The organism is Halobaculum sp. EA56, from assembly GCF_051195075.1.
Lineage (GTDB): Archaea > Halobacteriota > Halobacteria > Halobacteriales > Haloferacaceae > Halobaculum.
In genome coordinates, this window is record NZ_JBNTJX010000005.1 from 128,271 (window position 1) to 148,117 (window position 19,847).

At 71.9% G+C, this 19,847-nt stretch carries 17 protein-coding genes; 3 read left to right on the plus strand and 14 right to left on the minus strand.

Annotated features, from left to right (window positions below; translation table 11 throughout):
* Positions 1-3: 3 nt before the first annotated feature.
* The 11 genes from ACQUQ1_RS10450 to ACQUQ1_RS10500 form a co-directional block, all read right to left on the minus strand.
* A complete protein-coding gene (locus tag ACQUQ1_RS10450) occupies positions 4-891 on the minus strand; it encodes a precorrin-3B C(17)-methyltransferase (protein ID WP_435064235.1) in 888 nt (295 codons plus the stop codon).
* A complete protein-coding gene (gene cbiG, locus ACQUQ1_RS10455) occupies positions 888-1,916 on the minus strand; it encodes a cobalt-precorrin 5A hydrolase (protein WP_435064236.1) in 1,029 nt (342 codons plus the stop codon). The genes ACQUQ1_RS10450 and cbiG overlap by 4 nt, the downstream gene beginning before the upstream one ends.
* A gap of 28 nt (positions 1,917-1,944) precedes the next feature.
* Positions 1,945-2,820: a cobalt-precorrin-4/precorrin-4 C(11)-methyltransferase gene (locus ACQUQ1_RS10460; RefSeq protein ID WP_435064237.1), complete on the minus strand. Its 876-nt coding sequence runs from the start codon at positions 2,818-2,820 to the stop codon at positions 1,945-1,947.
* Complete coding sequence (locus ACQUQ1_RS10465; RefSeq protein WP_435064238.1) at positions 2,817-3,569, minus strand: cobalt-factor II C(20)-methyltransferase; 753 nt, start codon at positions 3,567-3,569, stop codon at positions 2,817-2,819. The genes ACQUQ1_RS10460 and ACQUQ1_RS10465 overlap by 4 nt, the downstream gene beginning before the upstream one ends.
* Positions 3,566-4,174, minus strand: coding sequence for a precorrin-6Y C5,15-methyltransferase (decarboxylating) subunit CbiT (cbiT, locus tag ACQUQ1_RS10470; protein ID WP_435064239.1), 609 nt, complete (start codon positions 4,172-4,174; stop codon positions 3,566-3,568). The genes ACQUQ1_RS10465 and cbiT overlap by 4 nt, the downstream gene beginning before the upstream one ends.
* 168 nt (positions 4,175-4,342) lie before the next feature.
* Positions 4,343-4,702 carry a (2Fe-2S) ferredoxin domain-containing protein gene (locus ACQUQ1_RS10475; protein WP_435064240.1) on the minus strand — a complete coding sequence of 120 codons (360 nt, stop codon included), beginning with the start codon at positions 4,700-4,702 and terminating at the stop codon, positions 4,343-4,345.
* Positions 4,699-5,499 (minus strand): CbtA family protein, encoded by an 801-nt coding sequence (locus ACQUQ1_RS10480; protein ID WP_435064241.1) that lies wholly within the window; start codon positions 5,497-5,499, stop codon positions 4,699-4,701. Before ACQUQ1_RS10480 ends, ACQUQ1_RS10475 begins: the two co-directional genes overlap by 4 nt.
* Before the next feature lies 1 nt (position 5,500).
* On the minus strand, positions 5,501-5,686 hold the full coding sequence (locus tag ACQUQ1_RS10485) for a CbtB domain-containing protein (RefSeq protein ID WP_435064242.1): 186 nt from the start codon (positions 5,684-5,686) through the stop codon (positions 5,501-5,503).
* 126 nt (positions 5,687-5,812) lie between these two features.
* Positions 5,813-6,880, minus strand: a complete 1,068-nt coding sequence (locus ACQUQ1_RS10490) for a phosphotransacetylase family protein (protein ID WP_435064243.1) — start codon at positions 6,878-6,880, stop codon at positions 5,813-5,815.
* Positions 6,877-8,997 carry an acetate--CoA ligase family protein gene (locus tag ACQUQ1_RS10495; protein ID WP_435064244.1) on the minus strand — a complete coding sequence of 707 codons (2,121 nt, stop codon included), beginning with the start codon at positions 8,995-8,997 and terminating at the stop codon, positions 6,877-6,879. Before ACQUQ1_RS10495 ends, ACQUQ1_RS10490 begins: the two co-directional genes overlap by 4 nt.
* A gap of 869 nt (positions 8,998-9,866) precedes the next feature.
* A complete protein-coding gene (locus ACQUQ1_RS10500) occupies positions 9,867-11,825 on the minus strand; it encodes an asparagine synthase-related protein (protein ID WP_435064245.1) in 1,959 nt (652 codons plus the stop codon).
* Between the two features lie 229 nt (positions 11,826-12,054).
* Here ACQUQ1_RS10500 and ACQUQ1_RS10505 point away from each other — a divergent pair, with 229 nt between their 5' ends.
* A complete protein-coding gene (locus tag ACQUQ1_RS10505) occupies positions 12,055-13,896 on the plus strand; it encodes an ABC transporter ATP-binding protein (RefSeq protein WP_435064246.1) in 1,842 nt (613 codons plus the stop codon).
* Positions 13,897-14,059: 163 nt separating this feature from the next.
* Here ACQUQ1_RS10505 and ACQUQ1_RS10510 read toward each other — a convergent pair whose 3' ends face one another.
* Positions 14,060-14,293, minus strand: coding sequence for a hypothetical protein (locus ACQUQ1_RS10510; protein ID WP_435064247.1), 234 nt, complete (start codon positions 14,291-14,293; stop codon positions 14,060-14,062).
* Positions 14,294-14,565: 272 nt separating this feature from the next.
* Positions 14,566-15,270: an endonuclease III domain-containing protein gene (locus tag ACQUQ1_RS10515; protein WP_435064248.1), complete on the minus strand. Its 705-nt coding sequence runs from the start codon at positions 15,268-15,270 to the stop codon at positions 14,566-14,568.
* An 861-nt stretch (positions 15,271-16,131) separates the two neighbouring features.
* On the opposite strand from ACQUQ1_RS10515, the gene ACQUQ1_RS10520 reads away from it, so the two are divergent.
* Entirely contained in the window at positions 16,132-17,310 is a 1,179-nt protein-coding gene (locus ACQUQ1_RS10520) for a M24 family metallopeptidase (protein WP_435064249.1), read from the plus strand.
* A 2-nt stretch (positions 17,311-17,312) separates the two neighbouring features.
* Positions 17,313-18,644: a glutamate dehydrogenase GdhB gene (gdhB, locus tag ACQUQ1_RS10525; RefSeq protein ID WP_435064250.1), complete on the plus strand. Its 1,332-nt coding sequence runs from the start codon at positions 17,313-17,315 to the stop codon at positions 18,642-18,644.
* Between the two features lie 42 nt (positions 18,645-18,686).
* On the opposite strand, the gene ACQUQ1_RS10530 is transcribed toward gdhB, so the two are convergent.
* Complete coding sequence (locus ACQUQ1_RS10530; RefSeq protein ID WP_435064251.1) at positions 18,687-19,658, minus strand: D-2-hydroxyacid dehydrogenase; 972 nt, start codon at positions 19,656-19,658, stop codon at positions 18,687-18,689.
* Positions 19,659-19,847 lie beyond the last annotated feature (189 nt).

Below are 19,847 nucleotides of genomic sequence, written 5' to 3' on the forward strand. Positions count from 1 at the left end.
TGTTCAGAAGTCCTCCACGTCACGCCCGCCGCGCGGGGTGACGAGGTAGTCGCGGTAGTCGTTTCGCCAGACCTCGGTCTCGTGGGTGCCGACGAGGATGGAGGTGCCCATCCCGCCGACCTCCCCGTCGTGGTCGGTCGCCTCGCCGAGCGTCGTGATCGTGTACGTCTCGCCGTCGACGTTGCGGCCGGCGTCCCCCCGGCCGGCGTCGTTGACGATGGCGACGGGCACGTCGTCGTGGCGGGCCTCGCGGATCGCCTCGATCGCGCGCTCGTAGTCGCGCCAGCAGTTGTAGAGGACGATCACGAAGTCGGCGACCGCGGCGGCGTGGAGCTTCTCCTCGATCTCCTCCCAGCCGCGCCACTTGTCCGACAGCGAGACGGTGCAGAAGTCGTTCGACAGCGGCGCGCCGAGCGTCGCCGCGAGGCTCAGCCCCGCGGTGACGCCGGGGACGATCTCGATGGGCACGTCGGTCGCCTCCTCGGCCTCGGCCATCGTGAACAGCAGGTCCGACTTGCCGTACACGTTCGGGTCGCCCCCGGAGACGTGTGCCACGTCCTGGCCGTCGCGGACGCGCTCGAACGCCTCGCGGGCCAGCTCGACCTGCTTGCCCATCGACGAGCGGACCAGCTCCTGGTCGCTGTCCGCCTGCTCCTCCTCCGGCGGCAGGGTGCCGTCGTCGCGGAGGAACGCCTGGTAGAGGTTCGAGGCGATCACGCAGTCGGCCTGCTCGATGACACGCCGGGCACGGTCGGTCATCTCGCCCGGGAGCCCCGGGCCGATACCGACGACGTACAGCGTGCCGTACTCGTCGGGCGCCGCGCCGTCGGGGTCGCCGCCGGCGGCCGCGCGCGACTCGGGCAGCGTTCCCGGGGGTAAACCGCCGCTCATCGCCCCACCGCCACGGTCACGCTGTCCTCGTAGCCGATCTTCTCGACGACGAGTTCGTGGTCGCGCCCGCCGGCGATCGCCGACGCCTCCGAGACGCCCGGCCAGCCGATCAGCTCCTTCGAGCGCGACGGCGTTGGCCCCTCGAACTGCTCCAGCGTCTCCTTCTCGAAGCTCACCACGCCCAGGTCGCGCGCCTCCGCGGCCTCCAGCAGCCCGGGTTCGTCCTCCTTGCGGGTACCGGTGGCGACGAACTCCACGTCGTCCCAGTCGGCGTCGGCCTCCGCCAGCGCACGCTCCCAGGCGGCGTCGAACTGCTCGGCGGTCGCGCCCGAGACGCTGCCCGTCCCGAGGACGACGCCGTCCTCGGGGTCGCTGTTGCGCTTGAGGACGGTCACGTCGTCGCCGACGAGGACCGCCCGCGGGCCGTCCAGGCGCGCGACCGGGCCGAGGTCGTCGTCGAGGACGGCGAGGTTCGTCGCGACCGTCGAGTCGCCGTTGACGACGTGGGCGTCCAGCGCCTTCGCGCGCTCCTCGACGCCCTGCTTGCCCGCCGCCTCGCTGGCGGTCGTCATCGCGGGTACCGCGCCCAGCGAGGCGAGGTCGTCGGCGACCTGGTTGGCGCCGTGGTGGCCGCCCGTGAGCGGGATGGCCCACGTCAGCTCCTCGTCGACGACGACCACCGCGGGGTCGTCCCACTTGTCGTCCAGCAGGGGCGCGGTCTTGCGCATGGCGATGCCGCTGGCCATGAGCCCGCAGAACACGTCGTACTCGCCCCAGTGCTCGGCGAACACGTCGCCGTGGTACTCCAGGAGGTCGATCCGCTCGTAGCGGTCCGCGAGCCCCCGTCTTATCTCCTCGGCGGTGTCGCGCTTGCGCTCGAAGGTGACGATGCCGAGCGTCTCGGCGACCTCGCCGTCGGAGTCGGGCGTCGAGCAGTGCCCGCCGCCCGAGTCGGAGTCGGAGCCAGCGTCCGACTCCGCGGTGTCGCCGGTCGATGCGTCCGTCGTGTCGTCGTCCGTGCTCATGTCGTGGTCCTCGCTGTCGGTGTCGGTGTCAGTCGTCGCTCTCGGCCGCTTCGGCGTCCGGGTCGGCCGCCTCCGCGTCCGTCTCCGCCCCCTCCGCGTCGTCGCTCCCCCCGCTCGCCCACTCGCCGTAGAGGTACGAGCGCTCGTAGCCGCCGCCGGTGACGGCCTCGCCGATGACCACGAGCGCTGAGGCGCGGTACCCCGCCTCCTCGACCGCGTCGGCGACGTCGGCGACCGTCCCGCGGATCACGTCCTCGTCCGGCCAGGAGGCGTGGTACACCACCGCGACGGGCGTGTCGGGGTCGACGCCGTCGTCCAGCAGGCGCTCCATCGTCTCGCGGACCGCGTGCGTGCCGAGGTAGATGCAGGTGGTCACGTCGCCCATGCGAACGAACTCCGAGATGTGGTCCTCCTCGGGGCTCAGGGTCTTGCCCTGCGGCCGGGTGAACGCGACGTGGTTCGCCACCTCGTTGAGCGTCAGCTGGGTGCCGAGCGTCGCGCTCGCGGCGAACGCGGAGGTGACGCCCGGGACGAAGTACGTCGGGACGCCCTCGGCCTCCAGCGCGTCCATCTGCTCCAGCGCCGCGCCGTACACCGAGGGGTCGCCCGAGTGCAGGCGGACGACCGTCCGGCCGTCCTCGTAGGCGTCCCGCATCAGCGGGACCAGCTCCTCGAGGTCCTTCCCGACGGAGTTCACCCGCTCGGCGTGGTCGCAGAAGGCGTCGAGCAGCTCGCTGTTCACCAGCGACCCCGCGTGCACGACGAGGTCGGCGTCCGCGAGGAGCGCCCGCCCGCGCACCGTCAGCAGGCCGGGGTCGCCGGGGCCGGCGCCGGCGAACGGGATGCCCTCGCGGTCCTCCAGCACCTCGGTCGCCGGGTCCGGGAGGTCGGAGGGGTCGGTCACCGGCCCGTCACCCCCGAGCCGTCGGCCGCCTCGCCGCCGGCCTCCCCCGCAGACGCGCCGTCCGCCTCCGCGAACGCCGCGGTGGCGGGCTCCTCGCCGGCGTCCGGGCGTCGGGCGTACGCCAGCGTGTAGTAGTCGCGGTCGGCGACCTCCTCGGGGTCGTCGGTGACGACGCTGTCGCCCTGCTCCATGAACAGCCGGCGGCCGTACGTCACCTCGTAGCCGGCCTCGACGAGCCCCTCGTGGGTCGCCGGCGCGTCGGTCACCTTGAACAGGACCATCCGGTCCGGGCCCGTCGGCGACCGCCCGGCGTCGGCCTCCCGGAGCGCCAGCCCCGCGCCGGCCTCCACCTCGACGCCGAGGGCGGTCGTGAACGCCGTCGTCGCCGAGACGCCCGGCACCGTCTCCACCGCCACGTCGGGGTGGAAGGCGTCGAGCGTCCGCCGGAGGTGCCCGAACGTCGAGTAGACGTTCGGGTCGCCGAGGGTGACGAACGCAGCGTCTCCGTCGCGGGCGACGGGCGCGACCGCGTCGGCGGCCTCGCGCCACGCCCGGCGGAGCTCCTCGGGGTCGCGCGTCATCGGGAAGTCGAGGTCCCCCAGCCGCGACTCGGGGACGTGCTCGACGGCGACCGAGCGCGAGAGCCGCCCGGGGGTGTAGACCGTGTCGGCCGACTCCAGCACGCGCCGCCCACGGAGCGTGATCAGGTCCGACGCGCCCGGGCCGAGCCCGACGCCGTACAGCGTCACGCGTCGCTCACCCCTGCTTCCCCGGAGTCTCCGTCGTCCGCCGCCCCGCCGTCCGCGACCCCGCCGGCGACGAGGTACACCGGGTTGTCCGAGTCGAAGCTCGTCGCGCCGGCCAGCTCGTACCCGTGGCTCGCCTGGAACTGGGCCACCTCGTCGAGGATGCCCCGGTCGCGGAACGCCTCGACCGCGCGCCCGGCGACCTCCAGCCGCGAGACGTTCATGACGACGCGGTCGACTCCCGTCTCGACGGCGTGGTCGAGGACCGCCTCGAAGTTTCGCGAGCCGCCGAGGAACAGCGCGTCCGCGTCGTCGGGCAGCCCCTCGGGCGCCTCGGCCGCGACCAGTTCCACGTCCGCGTCGCCCGTGTCGTTCGCCGCGAGGTTCTTCCGCGTCGTCTCCAGGCGCTCGGGCTCGCGTTCGAGCGCGGTCACGCGCCCCGCACGCCGCGCGGCCTCGACGGTCACCGCGCCGGTGCACGAGCCCACCTCGACGAAGTGGTCCGCGGGCGTGAGCCCCAGTTTCGAGAGCGTCACGGCCCGGACTTCGGGCTTCGTGGGCCCGGCCTTCGCGTCGTGCGGGAGGCGTATCGACGGTATCCGAGGCATCGGTTCCACGGGAGGCGGCCCGAGTAATAACAATTTGGTTTGTTCTAAGGAAAGTTAGTTTGTGTTAGGGCGGGCGGACCGCCGGCTACCCGTCCGCGACGACCCGCGGCGGGTCGGGGACGGCGGAGCGAACGGCCGGGACGGCGCGCGCCGGTCCGGCGGGGCCGCTTACTCCGGCGGCGGGTCGGCCGCGTCGGCCGGCACGCCGAGGTTCGAGGCGTCGGGGCCGAAGACGCCCGCGAGGAGGTCGGGCACGTCCGCCGGCGTCACGTCGGAGAACCACCGCCCGCGGGGGTGGACCGCGACGGCTGTCCCGTCGGCGCTACACAGCCCGAGACAGCCCGTCTCGGCGACGTGGACCCGCGACCAGAACACCCCGCGGTCCTTCAGCCACGATCGGACGGCGTCGAGCACCTCGTCGCCGTGGGCCTCCGCGCAGGCCGCGTACTCCGAGTCGCGGGCGTTCGTGCAGACGAGGACGTGGTCGGTGAAGCCGCCTTCGGCGACCTCGACGCTGCGCTCCCTCATCGGCTCCCCGCGGGGGCGGCCTCGGCGAGGCCCGTCCCGTCGGGACCGGCGGCTTGACCGGACCGCCCCGACCGCTCCCGGAACCGGGCGTGGGCGCCCGCCGTGATCAGCCACAGCAGCGCCTGGCCGAAGACGACTACACCGGCCAGCCCGGCCGCGAGGTCCGCCGGCAGGCTGTCCGGCGTCGGGACCGCGGGCACGCCGGCGACGCCGACCGTCACGACGACGAACGCCGTCCACGGCGCGGCGCCCGCGACGGTCGCCACGAGGCGGCCGCGCGAGGGTCGGACCCGGGCGTACGCGTACATCCCGAGCACGGAGGCGACCCCGCCGGCGAGCGTCGCCGCGAGGTACACGGCCGTCGCGGCGTTCGGATCGAGCGCCCGCTCGACGCCGGGTACCGCCGGCGGCAACACGAGCCACGGCGCGACCGAGACGGTGAGGAACCCCGCCGCGCCGAACACGTAGCTCCGGGCGGCGCCGCTCCCGGGCACGACCGGTTCGAGGAAGTAGAACGCCACCCCGAACCCGGCCGCACCGAGGAACACGCCCCAGAGGACGCCCGAGACGACGCTGACGGCGTCCGTCACGGCCGCCGAGAGCGCCCCCTCGTCCGCGTGCCCGGCCGGCTCCACGGCGTGCTCGCCTTCGTGGGCCGTGCCGTCCGCGTGACCCGCGTGTGCGCGTTCGTCCGCGAACGCCACAAGCGGGTTCGCCACGAGCGCCACGAACAGCCCGAACACGACGCCCGCGACGAGCCCCGCCTTCACCCCCCGGACCAGGTAGTCGGCGAGCATCTCAGTGGCAGACGATGCCGGCGGCGTGGCGGAAGTTGTGCATCGCCTCGTGGGCGGTCGGCTCCTGCAACGCCAGCAGGGTGAACCCGAGCGCCGCGACCGCGAGCGCCGTCGCCAGCGCCCGCGCCGGGGTGACAGTCGTCCGCGCGTGCTCCCATCGGCCGTGAACGGTGTCGGTCGCCGTCATTGGCAATTCGATTTGCACAAACACAAGTGGGGTTGTAAAACTTTCCGAGCGGGAGGGGGCGGTCGGGGGGAGGGGTCCGTCGACGACGGGAGGACGGAGCGAGAGACGGCGGGGCGCCCGGGACGGCTACCCGTCCGCCGGACCGATCAGCGCGTCCACGTCGGCGTGCGTCTCCAGCAGGTCGCGCATCGTCTCGATGGTCCGCGCGTCGCGGGTCCGGCCGCTGCTGACGACGTCCTCGGCGCGCTCGACGGTGGTGAGCGTGTCGCCGGGCACCGACAGCACGGGGAGGCCGGCGTCCTTCGCCTTGCCCAGGACGGAGCCGGACGGTCGGTGCCCGCCCGTCAGGACGAGACAGCGGACGCTGGCGGCCTCTATCGCGGTGGTGGCGATGTCCGATCGGTCCCCGCCGGTTATCACCGCGACGTCGCGGGCCCGGCGGAAGTGGCGCAGCGCCTCCTCGCCGCCCATCGCGCCGACCATGAACCGTTGGACGAGCGCGTCGTCGTCGCCCTCGACGAGCACCTCCGCGCCGAGTTCGTCCGCGAGGGCGGCGACGGTCACGCCCGCGAGGTCCGGGTCGCGGGGGACCGCCCCGACCGTGTCCACCCCCCGGGTGTCGAGGAACGGCGCCACGTCCTTCTCCACGTCGTCGTACACCGCGTCGCCGACGCGGTTGAACAGGACGCCCGCCAGGCGGTCGCCGACGTCCTCGACGGCCGCCAGCACCTCGTCCACGTCGCCGGGGTCCTCGTACTCCGCCACGAGGAGCACGTCGGCGTCGAGCAGGGCCGCGACGTCCGGGTCCGTGAGGTCGACGACGCCGCCGGTGCGCACGTCGCCGCCGCCCTCGACGAACATGGCGTCCGTCCCGGCGGCGAGGCCGTCGTAGGCGTCCGCGACGCGCTCGCGCAGCTCCGCGGGGTCCTCCCGGCCGCGGATCGCCCCCTCGACGAACGTCGGCGAGTAGACGACCGGCTCCAGCTCGTGCATCTCGGCGTCGACGCCGAGGAGTTCGCGCGCGAGCATGGGGTCCTCGTCGAGCGTCTTGCCGACGACGCTCCGGAGGCGCGTGCCCTTCGGTTTCATGTAGCCGACCTCGCGCCCGCGGTCGGCGGCGATGCGCGCGAGCGCGAGCGTGACGGCCGTCTTGCCGGTGCTCTCGGCGGTCGATGTGACGAGTAACGGGTTCATGAGTTCGAGTCCAGCTCCTCGGGGTCGACGGTGAGTCGGAGGTCGACGGCCCGGACCCCGTCGGGCGTCGCGACCAGCGGGTTCACGTCCAGCTCCACGATGCTCGGGAAGTCCGCCACCAACTGGGAGACGCGGACCACCGCGTCGACGACGGCGTCGAGGTCGACCGGGTCGCGACCGCGGGCCCCCCGAAGCAGCGGCGCCGCGTCGATGTCGGCGGTCATCCCCTCGGCCTCCTCGCGGCCGACCGGCGCCAGCCGGAAGGTGGTGTCCTCCATGACCTCCACGAACACGCCGCCCAGCCCGAACATGACGAGCGGGCCGAACTGCGGGTCGCGGTGGCTCCCGACGATGGTCTCGACGCCGGCGTCGAGGTCGATCATCTCCTGCACCTGCACGCCGAGGATCGTCGCGTCGGGCTGGTAGTTGCGGGCGCGGGCCACCAGGTCCTCGTAGGCGTCGGCGACCTCCGCGACCGGGACCCCCACCTTCACGCCGCCGATGTCGGACTTGTGGAGGATGTCCGGGGACACGATCTTCATCACCACCTCCTCGCCGATGTCCTCGGCGACGGCCTCGGCCTCCGCGGGGTCGTCGACGACGGCGCCCTCGGGCGTCGGGATCCCGTAGGCGTCGAAGATCTCCATCGCCTCGACGCCGAGGCGGTTGTCCGGGCGGTCCTCGACCGACGAGAGGATCTCGCGGACGCGCTCGCGGTCGGCGTCCACGGGCTCGGGCTCGGGGTACGAGCGCTCGCGGACCTCGCGGTACTCGGCGAGCGACTCCAGGCCTGCGACCGCCCGCGCGGGGTCGAAATACGAGGGCACCCCGCGCTCCCGGAGGACCTCGCGCGCCTCCGCGAGGCGGCCGCCGCCCATCAGGCACGCCGCCATCGGGACGCCGTGTTCGTCGGCGGCGTCGGCGATCGCCTCGCCCAGTTCGCCGAAGTCGAGCGTCGCGGTCGGGGCGGTGATCACGACGACCGAGCCCACGTCCGGGTCCGCCAGCGCGGCGTCGAGCGCCGCCTCGTACCGCTCGACGCCCGCGTCGCCGATCACGTCGACCGGGTTGTACACGTTCGCCTCCTCGGGCATCGTCTCGCCCAGCCGGTCGACCGTCCCGTCGGCGAAGCTCGCGAGCCGCAGTCGCTCGGCGTCGCCGACGGCGTCGGTCGCCATCACGCCCGGGCCGCCGGCGTTCGTCACGACGGCGACGCCGTCGGACTCTGGGACCGTCCCGCCCGAGAGCGCGCGCGCCGCGTCGAACAGTTCCTGGACCGACTCGGCGCGCAGGACGCCGGCGGCGTCGAGGCCGGCCTCGTAGGCCCTGTCGGACCCCGCGATGGCGCCGGTGTGGCTGGAGGCGGCCTGCGCGCCGGCGTCGGTCCGGCCTGACTTGACGACCGCGACCGGCGTGTCGTCTGTCGCCTCGCGGGCGGCGTCGACGAACGCGCGGCCGTCGACGACGCTCTCCAGGTAGCCGACGACCACGTCCGTGTCGGGGTCGTCGCCCCACGCGCGGACGAAGTCCGTCTCGTCGAGGACGGCCTTGTTGCCCAGCGAGACGACGTCCTTGAAGCCGAGGCCCGCCTCGGCGGCCCAGTCGACGACGGCCGTGACGAACGCCCCCGACTGGCTCATGAACGAGACGCCGCCCGCGGGCGGCGCGTCGGGGCCGAACGTGGCGTTCAGGCCGAGCGGGCTCGACATGACGCCGAGGCTGTTCGGGCCGACGAGGTTCAGGTCGTACTCGGCGGCCACCTCTGTCAGCTCCCGCTCCCGGTCGGCGCCCTCGGCGCCCGTCTCGCCGAAGCCCGCCGTGAGGACGACGACGTTCCGGACGCCCGACTCGCCGCACTCGCGGACCACGTCGACGACGTAGTCCGGCGGCACGGCGACGACGGCCATGTCGGCGTCCGCCTCCGAGACGGACGCGACGCACGGCTCCCCGAGCACGGACTCTCGGTTGGGGTTCACCGGGACGACGGTCCCCTCGAAGCCGGACAGGAGGTTCTCCGTCACCGCCCGGCCGACCGACCCCTCCCGGTCGGTCGCGCCGACGACGGCGACGCGCCCGGGGGCGAACAGCCCCGCGAGCGAGCGGTCCGCCTCACTCATCCGTCACCCCCCGGACGCCGCGGCGGTCGGGCCGTCCGGGTACCCCTCTCGACGCCCGGCGGGCACGGCCGGACGGCCCGGCCGCGACCGGCGGGATTCGGCTCACACACATCGTCACCGTCCGGCGGTTCGCCCCCGCCGCACAAGAATCTGACCGCGGTTCCCAGGCGGCGGACGTCGTCGGTCCCGACCGGGCCCGTCATGTCGGCCGACGTGCCGTCCCCCCCGGACCTCGACAGCGGCGAGGCAAACGTCCGCGCCACGGACGTCGCTGATAACCCCCCGGTCGGCAGGGGAACGGGAACGCCCGGCCTGGTGCCGCCCGGTTCGATACCCGCCGTCCCGTGGGAGGCGATGACAGCCGCACGTGACTGACGGGCATCCGGGGTGGACGGGGTTAACACTCGGCTACTGACCTGGGGTCGCGTCGACGATGCGAGGGGTGGGAAGTTAGTCCGCCGATTCCAATATCGGTTCCCCCGGAACAGACGGCCGGAGGTGAGACCGATGTCAGAACACGTAAACCACGACGACGACAACGACGACGGCGGAAAGGGAATGTGATGCGGCCCGCCGCATCGTAGCATCGCCCCCAGACCACACCGCGATTCGCCGGACCGGACCGACCTACCTCCCTCCGGCTCCCTCTTCCGAGTCGGGCCCCTCCGGACACGATACGACACGTTCGCAGAGCAGTCGGCGAGTCCCGCCGACTGACGACGACAGCCCCGCCGGACCCTGTCGTCAGCCCCGTGAATGCGTCACGTCGGACCGTGTCGGCGCCCGTCCGGCACGGCCGCTCCGGGGTCGGAGCCGGCCGGGGATGTTCAAGTAGCGCACAGACCGAGGACGGCCCGTGGCGGCCCGGGTCAGTCGTCGTCCGCGTCGCCCCGGAGTCGGCGCCGATCCGACGCGCGCGTGTCGCCGGCGGCAGCGTCCGAGGTGACCTCCCCCTCGACCGCGTCGTCGCCGGCGCCGTTTCCCATCCCGGCGATCCGGCCGGTGACGGGCGCCTTCAGGAAGGTGACGAGCCGGTAGAGGTACTTCGTCATGTTCGCCCCGTCGAGGTGCATCTCGTAGCACTCGCGTACCTCGTCGCCGTCGAGGAACGGGAGCGCGCGGATCAGTTCCTCGGACTCGTCGAGCGCGTCCGCGACGTAGTCCCGTTCGCGGATCAACTGTGACTGGTTCCCCCACGGGTGGTGGTTCAGGTGGTCGGCTGGGACCGCGTCGAACGGCGAGAGCCCGGCCAGCGCGTTCATCGGGACGTGTCCGAGGAGGTGCGCGAACCGCGAGCGCCCGGCCGCGACGCCGCTGTCCGCGTGGGGGATCGACGCGAGGTCGGCGTCCAGTTTCGCGACCGCCGCGTTGACGACGTTGCGGCGGATCTTGTACCGCGTCGGCATCGCGTCCCAGAGGTCGATCATCCGGCGATCCAGGGCCGGGACCCGTAGCTCCAGCCCCTCGCGGAGGCACTGCCTGAACAGCGGGTCGGTCGTCGCGGGGTAGTGCAGTCGCGCCAGGACGAAGTCGTGGAAGGAATCGTACTGGACGCCGTACGCCTCGACGCCGTCGTCCGTGTGCCGGACGTTCCGACGTGCGACGGCCGCGAGGTCCACGTCCGTGTCGAGGTAGCCCGGGACGCGGCACCCGAGTTCCTCGTGATACTCCTCGACCGACGTGATCGGGAGCTCGACCGGCAGTTCCCGGACGCCGAGCGGTCCGAGGTCGACGTGTCTGACGGGGACGAACAGCCCCTTGTACATAGTGTCCATGAAGTGGCCGGTGAGGAGTACGTCGACTTCCGATCGGATCTCGTCGATGAAGCCCTCCGCCCACGCCTGATTGAACAGTTGCTGGAAGTTCCAGTACTCCGGGGAGCTGTCGAGTACCCGACCGATGTAGTCCGGGTCACGCCGGAGGAAGTGGAACTCGATCCCCTTCTCGAGGGCGATCCGCTCGGCGACCCGGGCCTCCCTGCTCATCCAGTCGGCCATGTGGAAGGCGGTCACGTCGAGGTCGTCCGGGAGCGCCGCGAGCACCAGGCGGGCGTCGCTCCCCCCGCTCAGGAGGATCCCGTACTCCTTCGATCGATCCCGCGTCAGCGCCTCGGTCGCCGCCCGGAAGCGCTCGACGAACTCCCCGAGGAACCCGTCGAAGCCGTCGAACTCGCGGTCGGTGGAGGGCCGAGGGCGCCAGTAGGTGTCCCGCTCGACGGACCCGTCGGCGAGGTCGTACGTCGTGACCGTCCCCGGGAGGACCGCCTCGACGCCCTCGAACGGCGTCTTCACGCCGAGCGGCCCGCCGCGCCACGAGAGGTGCTCGGCGACGTACTCGTCGTCGAACGACAGCGAGACCGCCGGGTATCGGTCCAGCGACTGGACGTGGGAGGAGAACACGACCCCGCCGTCGTCCGCCTCCGTGACGAACAGCGGCCGCGTTCCCAGGCGGTCCGTGAACAGCGAGACGGTCGACCGTTCGCGGTCGTACACGATCCCGACGAAGTCGCCGTTCAGGCGTTCTATGCACTCGAGTCCGTGCTCCTCGTAGAGCCGTGCACAGTAGGTGGGAACCGGCTCGTCGAGCGGTCGCGGCCGGTGTGTCTCGTCGAGTTGCGTGCCGAGAACGTTCCCCCACACCCAGACGAGGGCACCCCCGTCGGGCGATCGACCGGGATTCTCACCGGATCGGCTCCGGTGCCTGACGCTACGGAGTCGTACTTCCCCGTCCTCGTACGTGTCGACCCGCTCGTCGCCCGTCCGAACGAGCGAGTCCGACAGCCCCTCGATCGGGTGCTCGCCGCCGATGACGCCACATGCTCCGACCATCGTCCGCGCGGTGTCGGAGTCCACACATAGGTATCCGTTCGATAACCCCCTTGACGGCCCTTCCGCACGGACGACAGCCGGTGTAAACGGCTCCGGGGACGGGTCAGTCGCCGACTACTTAACCGGGAGAGGGTGGCATCGCGGGTAGAAACCGCGGTCGGGTGCCGCCGGGCGTCCGCCGACCGGGACCACTCATGACCGACACAGCGACGACGGATCCGACGCCGCCATGACAGACTCGACGACGGAGGGACCCGAGGAGGTATCGACGCGCGAGAAGGTCGCCGCGGTCCGCGAGGTAGTCGCCTACCGTCCAACCCTCGCCGTCGGGATCGTCGCGTTGAGCGTCCTCGTCGGCGCGATGGAGGGGGTCGGCCTCGGCTTCATTCTCCCGATCGTCACCGTCCTCCAGGGGGGCGGCGGGAGCGACCCGTCGGGGGCGACGCGGCTGTTCCTCGAGGCGTACGACCTCCTCGGGATCCCGTTCACTCTCGAGTACATCGTCGCCGGCGTCGGGGGTGTCCTCGCAGTGCGGTACGCCCTCGGCGTCGGCGTCGCCTGGCTGGCCGCGATACTCAACACCGGGTACAAGCGGCACCTCCGGGTCGAGAGCTACGAGGCCGCCCTCGACGCGCGGACGGCCTACTTCGACGAGCACGGCTCCGACGAACTGTTGAACGCCGTGCTCACCCAGACGAGCTACGCCAGCCGCGCGATCACGCGTATCGTCCGCGCGGTCAAGACGACGCTCGTGTGTGCGGCCTACGGGCTCGTCGCGTTCCTCCTGGCGCCGTGGCTGATGACTGTCACGGGCGTCGTTCTGATCTCGTTCATGTTCGTCAGCCGATACGCCTTCGAGTCCGGCTACGGCGTCGGCGACCGGATCGCCCGGGCCAACGAGCGCGTTCAGTCGGTGCTCCAGGCTGGGATACAGGGGATCCGCGAGGTGAAACTGTTCGGCCTGGACGACGAACTCAGCGCGGAGTTCCGGAAGGCCGTGGACCGCCACGCGCGCGCCTCGGTCCGGAAGCAACGGAACCAGACCGCGCTCGCGAACCTGAACCAGTTCTTCGCCGCCGCGACGGTGTTCGGGTTGATCTACCTCGGGGCGCGGGTCGCGTCGCTCTCGTTGGCCGGCCTCGGCGTGTTCCTGTTCGCGATGTTTCGGCTGGCGCCGCGGCTCAGTTCGCTCAACGCCCTCGCGTACGACATCGACAACGACCTGCCTCACCTCGTCCGGACGCGGGCGTTCCTCGACCGCCTCCGCCGCGACCGCGAGGACTGGGGGGAGGGATCCGTCGACGAACCCGTCGAACGCGTCGAGTTCGACGGGGTCGGCTTCGGCTACCCGACCGGCGACGGCGCCGTCCTCGGGGGCGTTTCCTTCGCCGTCGAGCGCGGCGAATTCGTCGCGTTCGTCGGACCCTCCGGCGCCGGGAAGTCGACGGTCGCGTCGCTCCTGGCGGGGCTGTACCGACCGGACGAGGGGGAGATCCGCGCCGACGGCGTCCCGATCGGTCGGTTCTCGGTCGACGAGTGGCGCGGCCGCGTCGCGGTCGTCGGCCAGACCCCGCACCTGTTCAACGAGACGCTCCGGTACAACCTGACGGTCGGTAACCGGGAGGCGACTGACGCGGCGATCGCGGAGGCCTGCCGGATCGCGCGCGTCACAGAGTTCCTCGACGACCTCCCCGACGGCTACGACACGGTGCTCGGCGACGACGGCGTCAGGCTCTCCGGCGGCCAACGCCAGCGCGTCGCCATCGCCCGCGCGCTGGTGACCGACGCCGACGTGGTGGTCCTCGACGAGGCGACGAGCGAACTCGACAGCCACCTCGAGGCGGAGGTGCACGCGGGGATCGAACGGCTCGACCGGGACTACGCAGTCGTCGGGATCGCCCACCGGCTATCGACGGTGACCGGGGCGGACGCGATCCACGTGATGGAGGACGGAACGGTCGTCGAGTCCGGCACCCACGCCGAACTCCTGACCGACGATGGAGCCTACGCGGACCTCTACGCGGCCCAGACGGAACGGCCGACCGGGCCGACACTCGGCACGGGCAGGTGAGTCGGGACCTGGGACGGGCGTTGTCGGTAGGATCGGTCGGGCGTCGAGAGGAGGGGCCGCGACGGGACTACCGGCGACAGGGGAGCGTCGTCAGCGGGGGGAATACGGGAGGGGCGACGCCGGCGGATCAGCGGCTCCATCTACGGGGGGGACCTCGGGTCGCTCACGCGCTCAGCCGGGTGCGCGTGTCGGCGACCAGACGCGGAACTCGCGCGCTCGCGGCCGCGGCGACCCGGGGGAGGGCGGCGCCCAGGAGGGCGCCCAGCGTCAGCGAGGGGAACGACGCCGCGACGAGCAGGGCCGCGGGGAGCAGCGCCAGCGCGACGGCGGCGGTCAGCGATCGGGGGTGGCGGTGGGCGTGCGGTTCGGCGGACGGTCGGGGACCGGGTGCGTACATCTGTGGCGTGACGGGGTGGCTGTGAGCGAGCGACGCGAGCGGCCTCGCCGTTCGGCCGCCCGCCGTCACGCCGGCGGGGTCCGCGGGGACCCGAACCGGTGTGGGCGAACGGCCTACCGCGAGGCGGAGGGGAGCGGTTCGTCGATGCCGACCATCGTGTTCGCTCGGTGTCACCCCGTCGTATAAAAACTGTCCGAGGCGTGTGCACGCGTCGCATCCGGCCGGACGCGCGCCGGCCGGGAAGCCGCCGTCGGGGCGGCCCCCGTTCGTACTCAGCAGCCCTCGCAGTCGCAGTAGCGCTCGCAGACGGGGTTGTCGCAGTCCGGGGACCGGGCGGTGCAGTGCGTCCGCCCGTGTTCGATCAGCAGCACGTGCAGCGGGTAGGTGAGGTCGTCGGGGACGACGGCGTCGAGCACGTCGTGGGCGCGGGCGTTCGACGCCGACTCGGGGACGAGCCCGAACCGCTTGGAGACGCGCTCGACGTGGGTGTCGACCGCCATCGTCGGCTTGCCGAAGTGGAAGTTGAGCACGACGCTGGCGGTCTTCGGGCCGATACCCTTGACGTCCGTGAGCCAGGCCTTCGCCTCGTCGGCGGGCATCGCGTCGAGGAACGCCAGCGAGTAGGCGCCGCCGGTCTCCTCCCGGACCGCCGCGAGCGCACGCTTGATCCGGGCCGCTTTCGTCTCCGACAGCCCCGCGACGCGGATCACCTCGGCGAGGTCGTCGACCGGCGCCTCCTCGACGGCCGCGAAGCCGTCGTACGTGGAAAAGAGGTTCTCGGCGGCGCGCTCGGTGTTCTCGTCGGCGACGTTCTGCGAGAGGATCGTCGTCACCAGCTGTCGGACGCCCTCGCCCGGCTCGGCGTCGCCGTCGGCGCCGTGCGCGTCGCTCGTGCCGACCGGGCCGTAAAGGTCGACCAGTTCCCCGTGCAGTTCGCGAACCGCGGCCTCGTCCCACTCGACGTCCCGGCTCGACATACTGATCCGTCGGGGCGTCGTCGAGTTGAACCCGGCGACGGTGGCCGGTCCGGACGGCGACGACGCGCGCACGAAAGCGACAAAACTTACCGGCTGGATCCTGAACCGGCGCCCGGGCCGCGACCCACGGGAACGGCTCGTGTTTTTCGGCCCTGTTGACACCACCGCTGGACGGGGCGGCCGGCCACCGTCCCGTCGTTCGGTTTCTCGGGGTTCGCACGCGGTGCCGTCCTCGCGCCGGGAAGGGGCCTCGCGCCGCGCTCGGTCGGAGCGGACGGACGCGAGTGCGGCCGGGCCACGTCCGGATCCCTCGGTCCGAACCCTCGAACTCCGTCGGGTCACCGGTCCACACCGCACCGGCGTCGAACTCCGTGAGGACGACCCGGTCGGCGACGCCGCGGAGGAACCAGTATGTCGGAAACAAATAATACATCGAAATAGCATATGTGTTATAGATTATAATTTCTCCTCGGTCGCGGCAGTCGGCAGAGAAATGCCGTTTTCCGTACGTTTGCTTCCGTTTCTGCCGATAGTTGGACCGACGTTCGCCGGATCCGGCCCGGTACGCGTTTCGATGTGGACGGGACGTAGTCGGCGCCGATATCGGACCGAGGAGCATCAGCCCTCGGAGTTTCGAGAGTATTGACGGGACCGCGATCGATCCATGAGATAGATCTTTCATACTCCATGTCGTCTTTGAATTCTTTTGTGTTATCCGTAGTATAAGAATTATGGTATGAATTCCGGCGGGCCTTCGACGGCTCGGATGAACGCGTCTCGGAGAACTATACACAGGAACCGTTTCTAGAGTACACAAAAACTTTTAGAAGGCGGTCCCGAACGTGGGGACGAGACGCACCCATGTCCAAAGCGGTCTTCGACAGCGACGAGTACGACCGGCGGATCGACCGGACGAAAGCGCGGATGGCGGAGGAGGGGTTGGACGCGCTGTTCGTGAGCGACCCCGCGAACATGAACTACCTCACCGGCTACGACGGGTGGTCGTTCTACGTCCACCAGGGCGTCGTGGTCGTCAGGGACCGCGACGAGCCGGTGTGGGTCGGCCGGGAGATGGACGCCAACGGCGCGCGGGCGACGACCATTCTCGGCGAGGAGAGCATCCGACCGTACAGCGACGACCACGTGCAGTCGCCCCACGACCTCCACCCGATGGACTTCGTCGCCGCCGTGCTGGAGGACCTCGACGTCGCGGACGGCCGGATCGGGCTGGAGATGGACGCGTACTACTTCACGGCGAAGTCGTACACGCGGCTCCGGAAGAACCTCCCCGAGGCGGAGTTCGAGGACCACACCCTGCTGGTGAACTGGGCCCGCATCAGGAAGTCCGAGCGGGAACTCGAGTACATGCGCGAGGCGGCCCGGATCTCCGAGAACGCGATGCGGGCCGGCCTCGACGCGATCGAGGAGGGCGTCCCCGAGTACGAGGCCGCCGAGGCCATCTACTCGGCGCTCATCGACGGCACCGACGAGTACGGGGGGGATTACCCGTCGATCGTCCCGCTGATGCCGTCGGGCGACCACACCGGGACGCCGCACCTCACGTGGACGGACCGGGAGTTCAGGGACGGCGACCCGGTGATCATCGAGCTGTCGGGGTGCCGTCACCGGTATCACTCCCCGCTCGCGCGGACGACGTTCGTCGGCGACCCGCCGCGGGAGATGCGCGAGCGGGCCGAGATCGTCGTCGAGGGGATGGAGGCCGCCCTGGACGCCGCCGAGCCCGGCGTCACCGCCGAGCGCGTCGAGAAGGCCTGGCGCGACACGATCGCCCGGTACGACATCGAGAAGGAGGACCGCATCGGCTACTCGATGGGGCTCGGCTACCCCCCGGACTGGGGCGAGCACACCGCGAGCCTCCGGCCGGGTGACGGGACGGTGCTGGAGGAGGGTATGACGTTCCACACCATCCCCGGGCTCTGGTTCGACGACTTCGGCGTCGAACTGAGCGAGACGTTCCGCGTCACCTCGACCGGCGCCGAGCCGCTCGCCGACTTCCCGCGCCGCCTGTTCACCGCCTGACCATGACGGCGAACGGACCCGCCGCGGAGGCGACGACGGTCGAGGACGAGCCGAGCGCGACGGCCGCGGACGACGGCGCGGCCGGGACCGAATCCGAGTCCGCCCTGGCGACGGCGCGTCGACAGCTGGAGCGGGCGGCCGCGCACGTCGACGTCGACCCCGGCGTCGTCGAGCGCCTGAAGCACCCGACGAAGGTCCAGCAGGTGTCGGTGCCGCTCCGGCGTGACGACGGCTCGCTCGAGGTGTTCACCGGCTATCGCGCACAGCACGACGACGTGCGCGGCCCGTACAAGGGCGGCCTCCGGTACCACCCGGAGGTCGACGCCGACGAGTGCGTGGGCCTGTCGATGTGGATGACCTGGAAGTGCGCCGTGATGGACCTCCCCTTCGGCGGCGGGAAGGGCGGGGTCGCCGTCGACCCGAAGACCCTCTCCGAGGAGGAGACCGAACGGCTGACGCGGCGCTTCGCCGAGGAACTCCGCGACCTCGTCGGGCCGAAGAGCGACGTGCCCGCCCCGGACATGGGGACCGGCCCGCGGGAGATGGCGTGGTTCATGGACGCGTACTCGATGCAGCAGGGGGAGACCACCCCCGGCGTCGTCACCGGCAAGCCGCCGGTCATCGGCGGGTCGTACGGCCGCGAGGAGGCCCCCGGCAGGTCGGTCGCGATCGTCGCTCGCGAGGCGATCGACTACTACGACCGGGACATCGAGGAGACGACCGTCGCCGTGCAGGGGTTCGGGAGCGTCGGCGCCAACGCCGCGCGGCTCCTCGACGAGTGGGGGGCGTCGGTCGTCGCCGTCTCGGACGTCGACGGCGGGATCTACGACCCCGACGGCCTCGACACCGGCGACGTGCAGGACCACGACGAACGGCCGGGGATGGTCTCGGGGTACGACGCGCCCGGGACGCTCTCGAACGCGGAACTGCTCGAACTCGACGTCGACGTGTTGATCCCGGCGGCCGTCGGCGAGGTGATCACCGTCGACAACGTCGACGACGTGCGGGCGGACCTGATCGTCGAGGGGGCGAACGGGCCAACGACGTTCGCCGCCGACGCCGTCCTCGAGGAGCGGGGCGTCCCGGTGATCCCGGACATCCTCGCGAACGCGGGCGGCGTGACCGTGTCGTACTTCGAGTGGCTACAGGACATCAATCGCCGGCAGTGGTCGCTCGACCGCGTCCACGAGGAACTCGAGGCGGAGATGCTGGACGCGTGGGAGGCGGTCCGCGCGAACGTCGACGGGAAGGGCCTGACGTGGCGCGACGCCGCGATCGCCGTCGCCCTCTCGCGCATCGGCGGCGCGAAGGAGGCGCGCGGGCTGTGGCCCTGACCGGGGCGGAGTAGTCGCCGCCGGTCGGCGCCCCGTCGGCGGTCAGTCCCGTCCGGGCGCGAGGATCTCGTTCTCCAGGGGCTCGCCCGCGTCGAGCCGGTCGAGGTTCTCCGCGACGATGTCGGCGAGGCGGTCCCAGTGCTTCGGCGTGTACCCGCCGGTGTGCGGCGTGATCAGACAGTTCTCGAGGCCCCAGAGGGGGTGATCGGCCGGGAGGGGTTCGGGGTCGGTCACGTCCAGCGCCGCGCCGCGGATCGCGTTCGAGCGCAGCGCCGAGACCAGCGCGTCGGTGTCGACGATGCCGCCGCGGGCGGTGTTGACGAGCACCGCGTCGGTCCGCATGGTCGCGAACTCCTCCTCGCCGACGAGGCCCCTGGTGAGGTCGTTCAGCGGGCACGCGAGGACGACGTACTCGCTCCGGGCGAGCGCGTCGTGGATCGCGTCCGCGTCGAAGCCGACGACCTCGTCGGTCGGCCCCCCCTTCGAGGGCGTGTACCTGACGCCGATCGTGTCGACGTCGAACCCCCGGAGGCGTCGGACGACGGCCTGCCCGATCGACCCGAGCCCCACCACGGTCACGGTGCTCCCGGCGAACTCGCCGGACTGGAAGTGTCTCCACTCCGAACGGTTCTTGCGCCGCCACCCCTCGTGGAGCCGGCGGGCGAAGGTGAGCACGTTCCCGATCGCCTGCTCGGCGATGCCCGGCGCGTGGATGCCGCCGGCGTTCGTGACGCCCACGCCGCGCTCCTCGAAGGCGTCCATCGGGACGTGGTCGGTCCCGGCGAACGTGCAGGCGAACAGCTCCGGCCGGTCGGCGCCGTCGATCAGTTCCTCCTCGACGGCGATGCCCGTCACGACGCGGGCCCGCGGCACGAGTTCGCGCTCCTCCTTCGGCGTCCTGGCCAGCGCGACCGTGCGGTCGGGCAGGCGCTCGCGCAGGGCCTCGGCGTACGATTCCATCGAGAGTCCTTCCGTCCCCTCGCGGAGGACGACGACGTCCGGCGTGTCTGTCATGGGTGCTCGGGCGCGCCGGCGACGGCGAGCGGCGGTCCCCGGTCGCCCCGGGCGGTCGACCGTGTTCGGCCGCGGGCGCGTGGAACGTCCGCGGACGCGTGAACCGCCCGTGGGCTCGGGGGTCGCCCGCCGATCGCTCGGCGCGTCTGTGTGCGACGGATTCGCGGGTACCGTCTTAGGCTTTTTGTG

Excerpts from the sequence above, each read along its gene's own strand:
- ACQUQ1_RS10475 (WP_435064240.1), bottom strand. The coding sequence starts at position 4,702 with ATGAGGGAGCGCAGCGTCGAGGTCGCCGAAGGCGGCTTCACCGACCAC.
- ACQUQ1_RS10450 (WP_435064235.1), bottom strand. The coding sequence starts at position 891 with ATGAGCGGCGGTTTACCCCCGGGAACGCTGCCCGAGTCGCGCGCGGCC.
- ACQUQ1_RS10520 (WP_435064249.1), top strand. The coding sequence starts at position 16,132 with ATGTCCAAAGCGGTCTTCGACAGCGACGAGTACGACCGGCGGATCGAC.
- cbiG (WP_435064236.1), bottom strand. The coding sequence starts at position 1,916 with ATGAGCACGGACGACGACACGACGGACGCATCGACCGGCGACACCGCG.
- ACQUQ1_RS10530 (WP_435064251.1), bottom strand. The coding sequence starts at position 19,658 with ATGACAGACACGCCGGACGTCGTCGTCCTCCGCGAGGGGACGGAAGGA.
- ACQUQ1_RS10490 (WP_435064243.1), bottom strand. The coding sequence starts at position 6,880 with ATGAACCCGTTACTCGTCACATCGACCGCCGAGAGCACCGGCAAGACG.
- ACQUQ1_RS10510 (WP_435064247.1), bottom strand. The coding sequence starts at position 14,293 with ATGTACGCACCCGGTCCCCGACCGTCCGCCGAACCGCACGCCCACCGC.
- ACQUQ1_RS10515 (WP_435064248.1), bottom strand. The coding sequence starts at position 15,270 with ATGTCGAGCCGGGACGTCGAGTGGGACGAGGCCGCGGTTCGCGAACTG.
- ACQUQ1_RS10480 (WP_435064241.1), bottom strand. The coding sequence starts at position 5,499 with ATGCTCGCCGACTACCTGGTCCGGGGGGTGAAGGCGGGGCTCGTCGCG.
- ACQUQ1_RS10500 (WP_435064245.1), bottom strand. The coding sequence starts at position 11,825 with ATGGTCGGAGCATGTGGCGTCATCGGCGGCGAGCACCCGATCGAGGGG.
- gdhB (WP_435064250.1), top strand. The coding sequence starts at position 17,313 with ATGACGGCGAACGGACCCGCCGCGGAGGCGACGACGGTCGAGGACGAG.
- ACQUQ1_RS10495 (WP_435064244.1), bottom strand. The coding sequence starts at position 8,997 with ATGAGTGAGGCGGACCGCTCGCTCGCGGGGCTGTTCGCCCCCGGGCGC.
- cbiT (WP_435064239.1), bottom strand. The coding sequence starts at position 4,174 with ATGCCTCGGATACCGTCGATACGCCTCCCGCACGACGCGAAGGCCGGG.
- ACQUQ1_RS10485 (WP_435064242.1), bottom strand. The coding sequence starts at position 5,686 with ATGACGGCGACCGACACCGTTCACGGCCGATGGGAGCACGCGCGGACG.
- ACQUQ1_RS10505 (WP_435064246.1), top strand. The coding sequence starts at position 12,055 with ATGACAGACTCGACGACGGAGGGACCCGAGGAGGTATCGACGCGCGAG.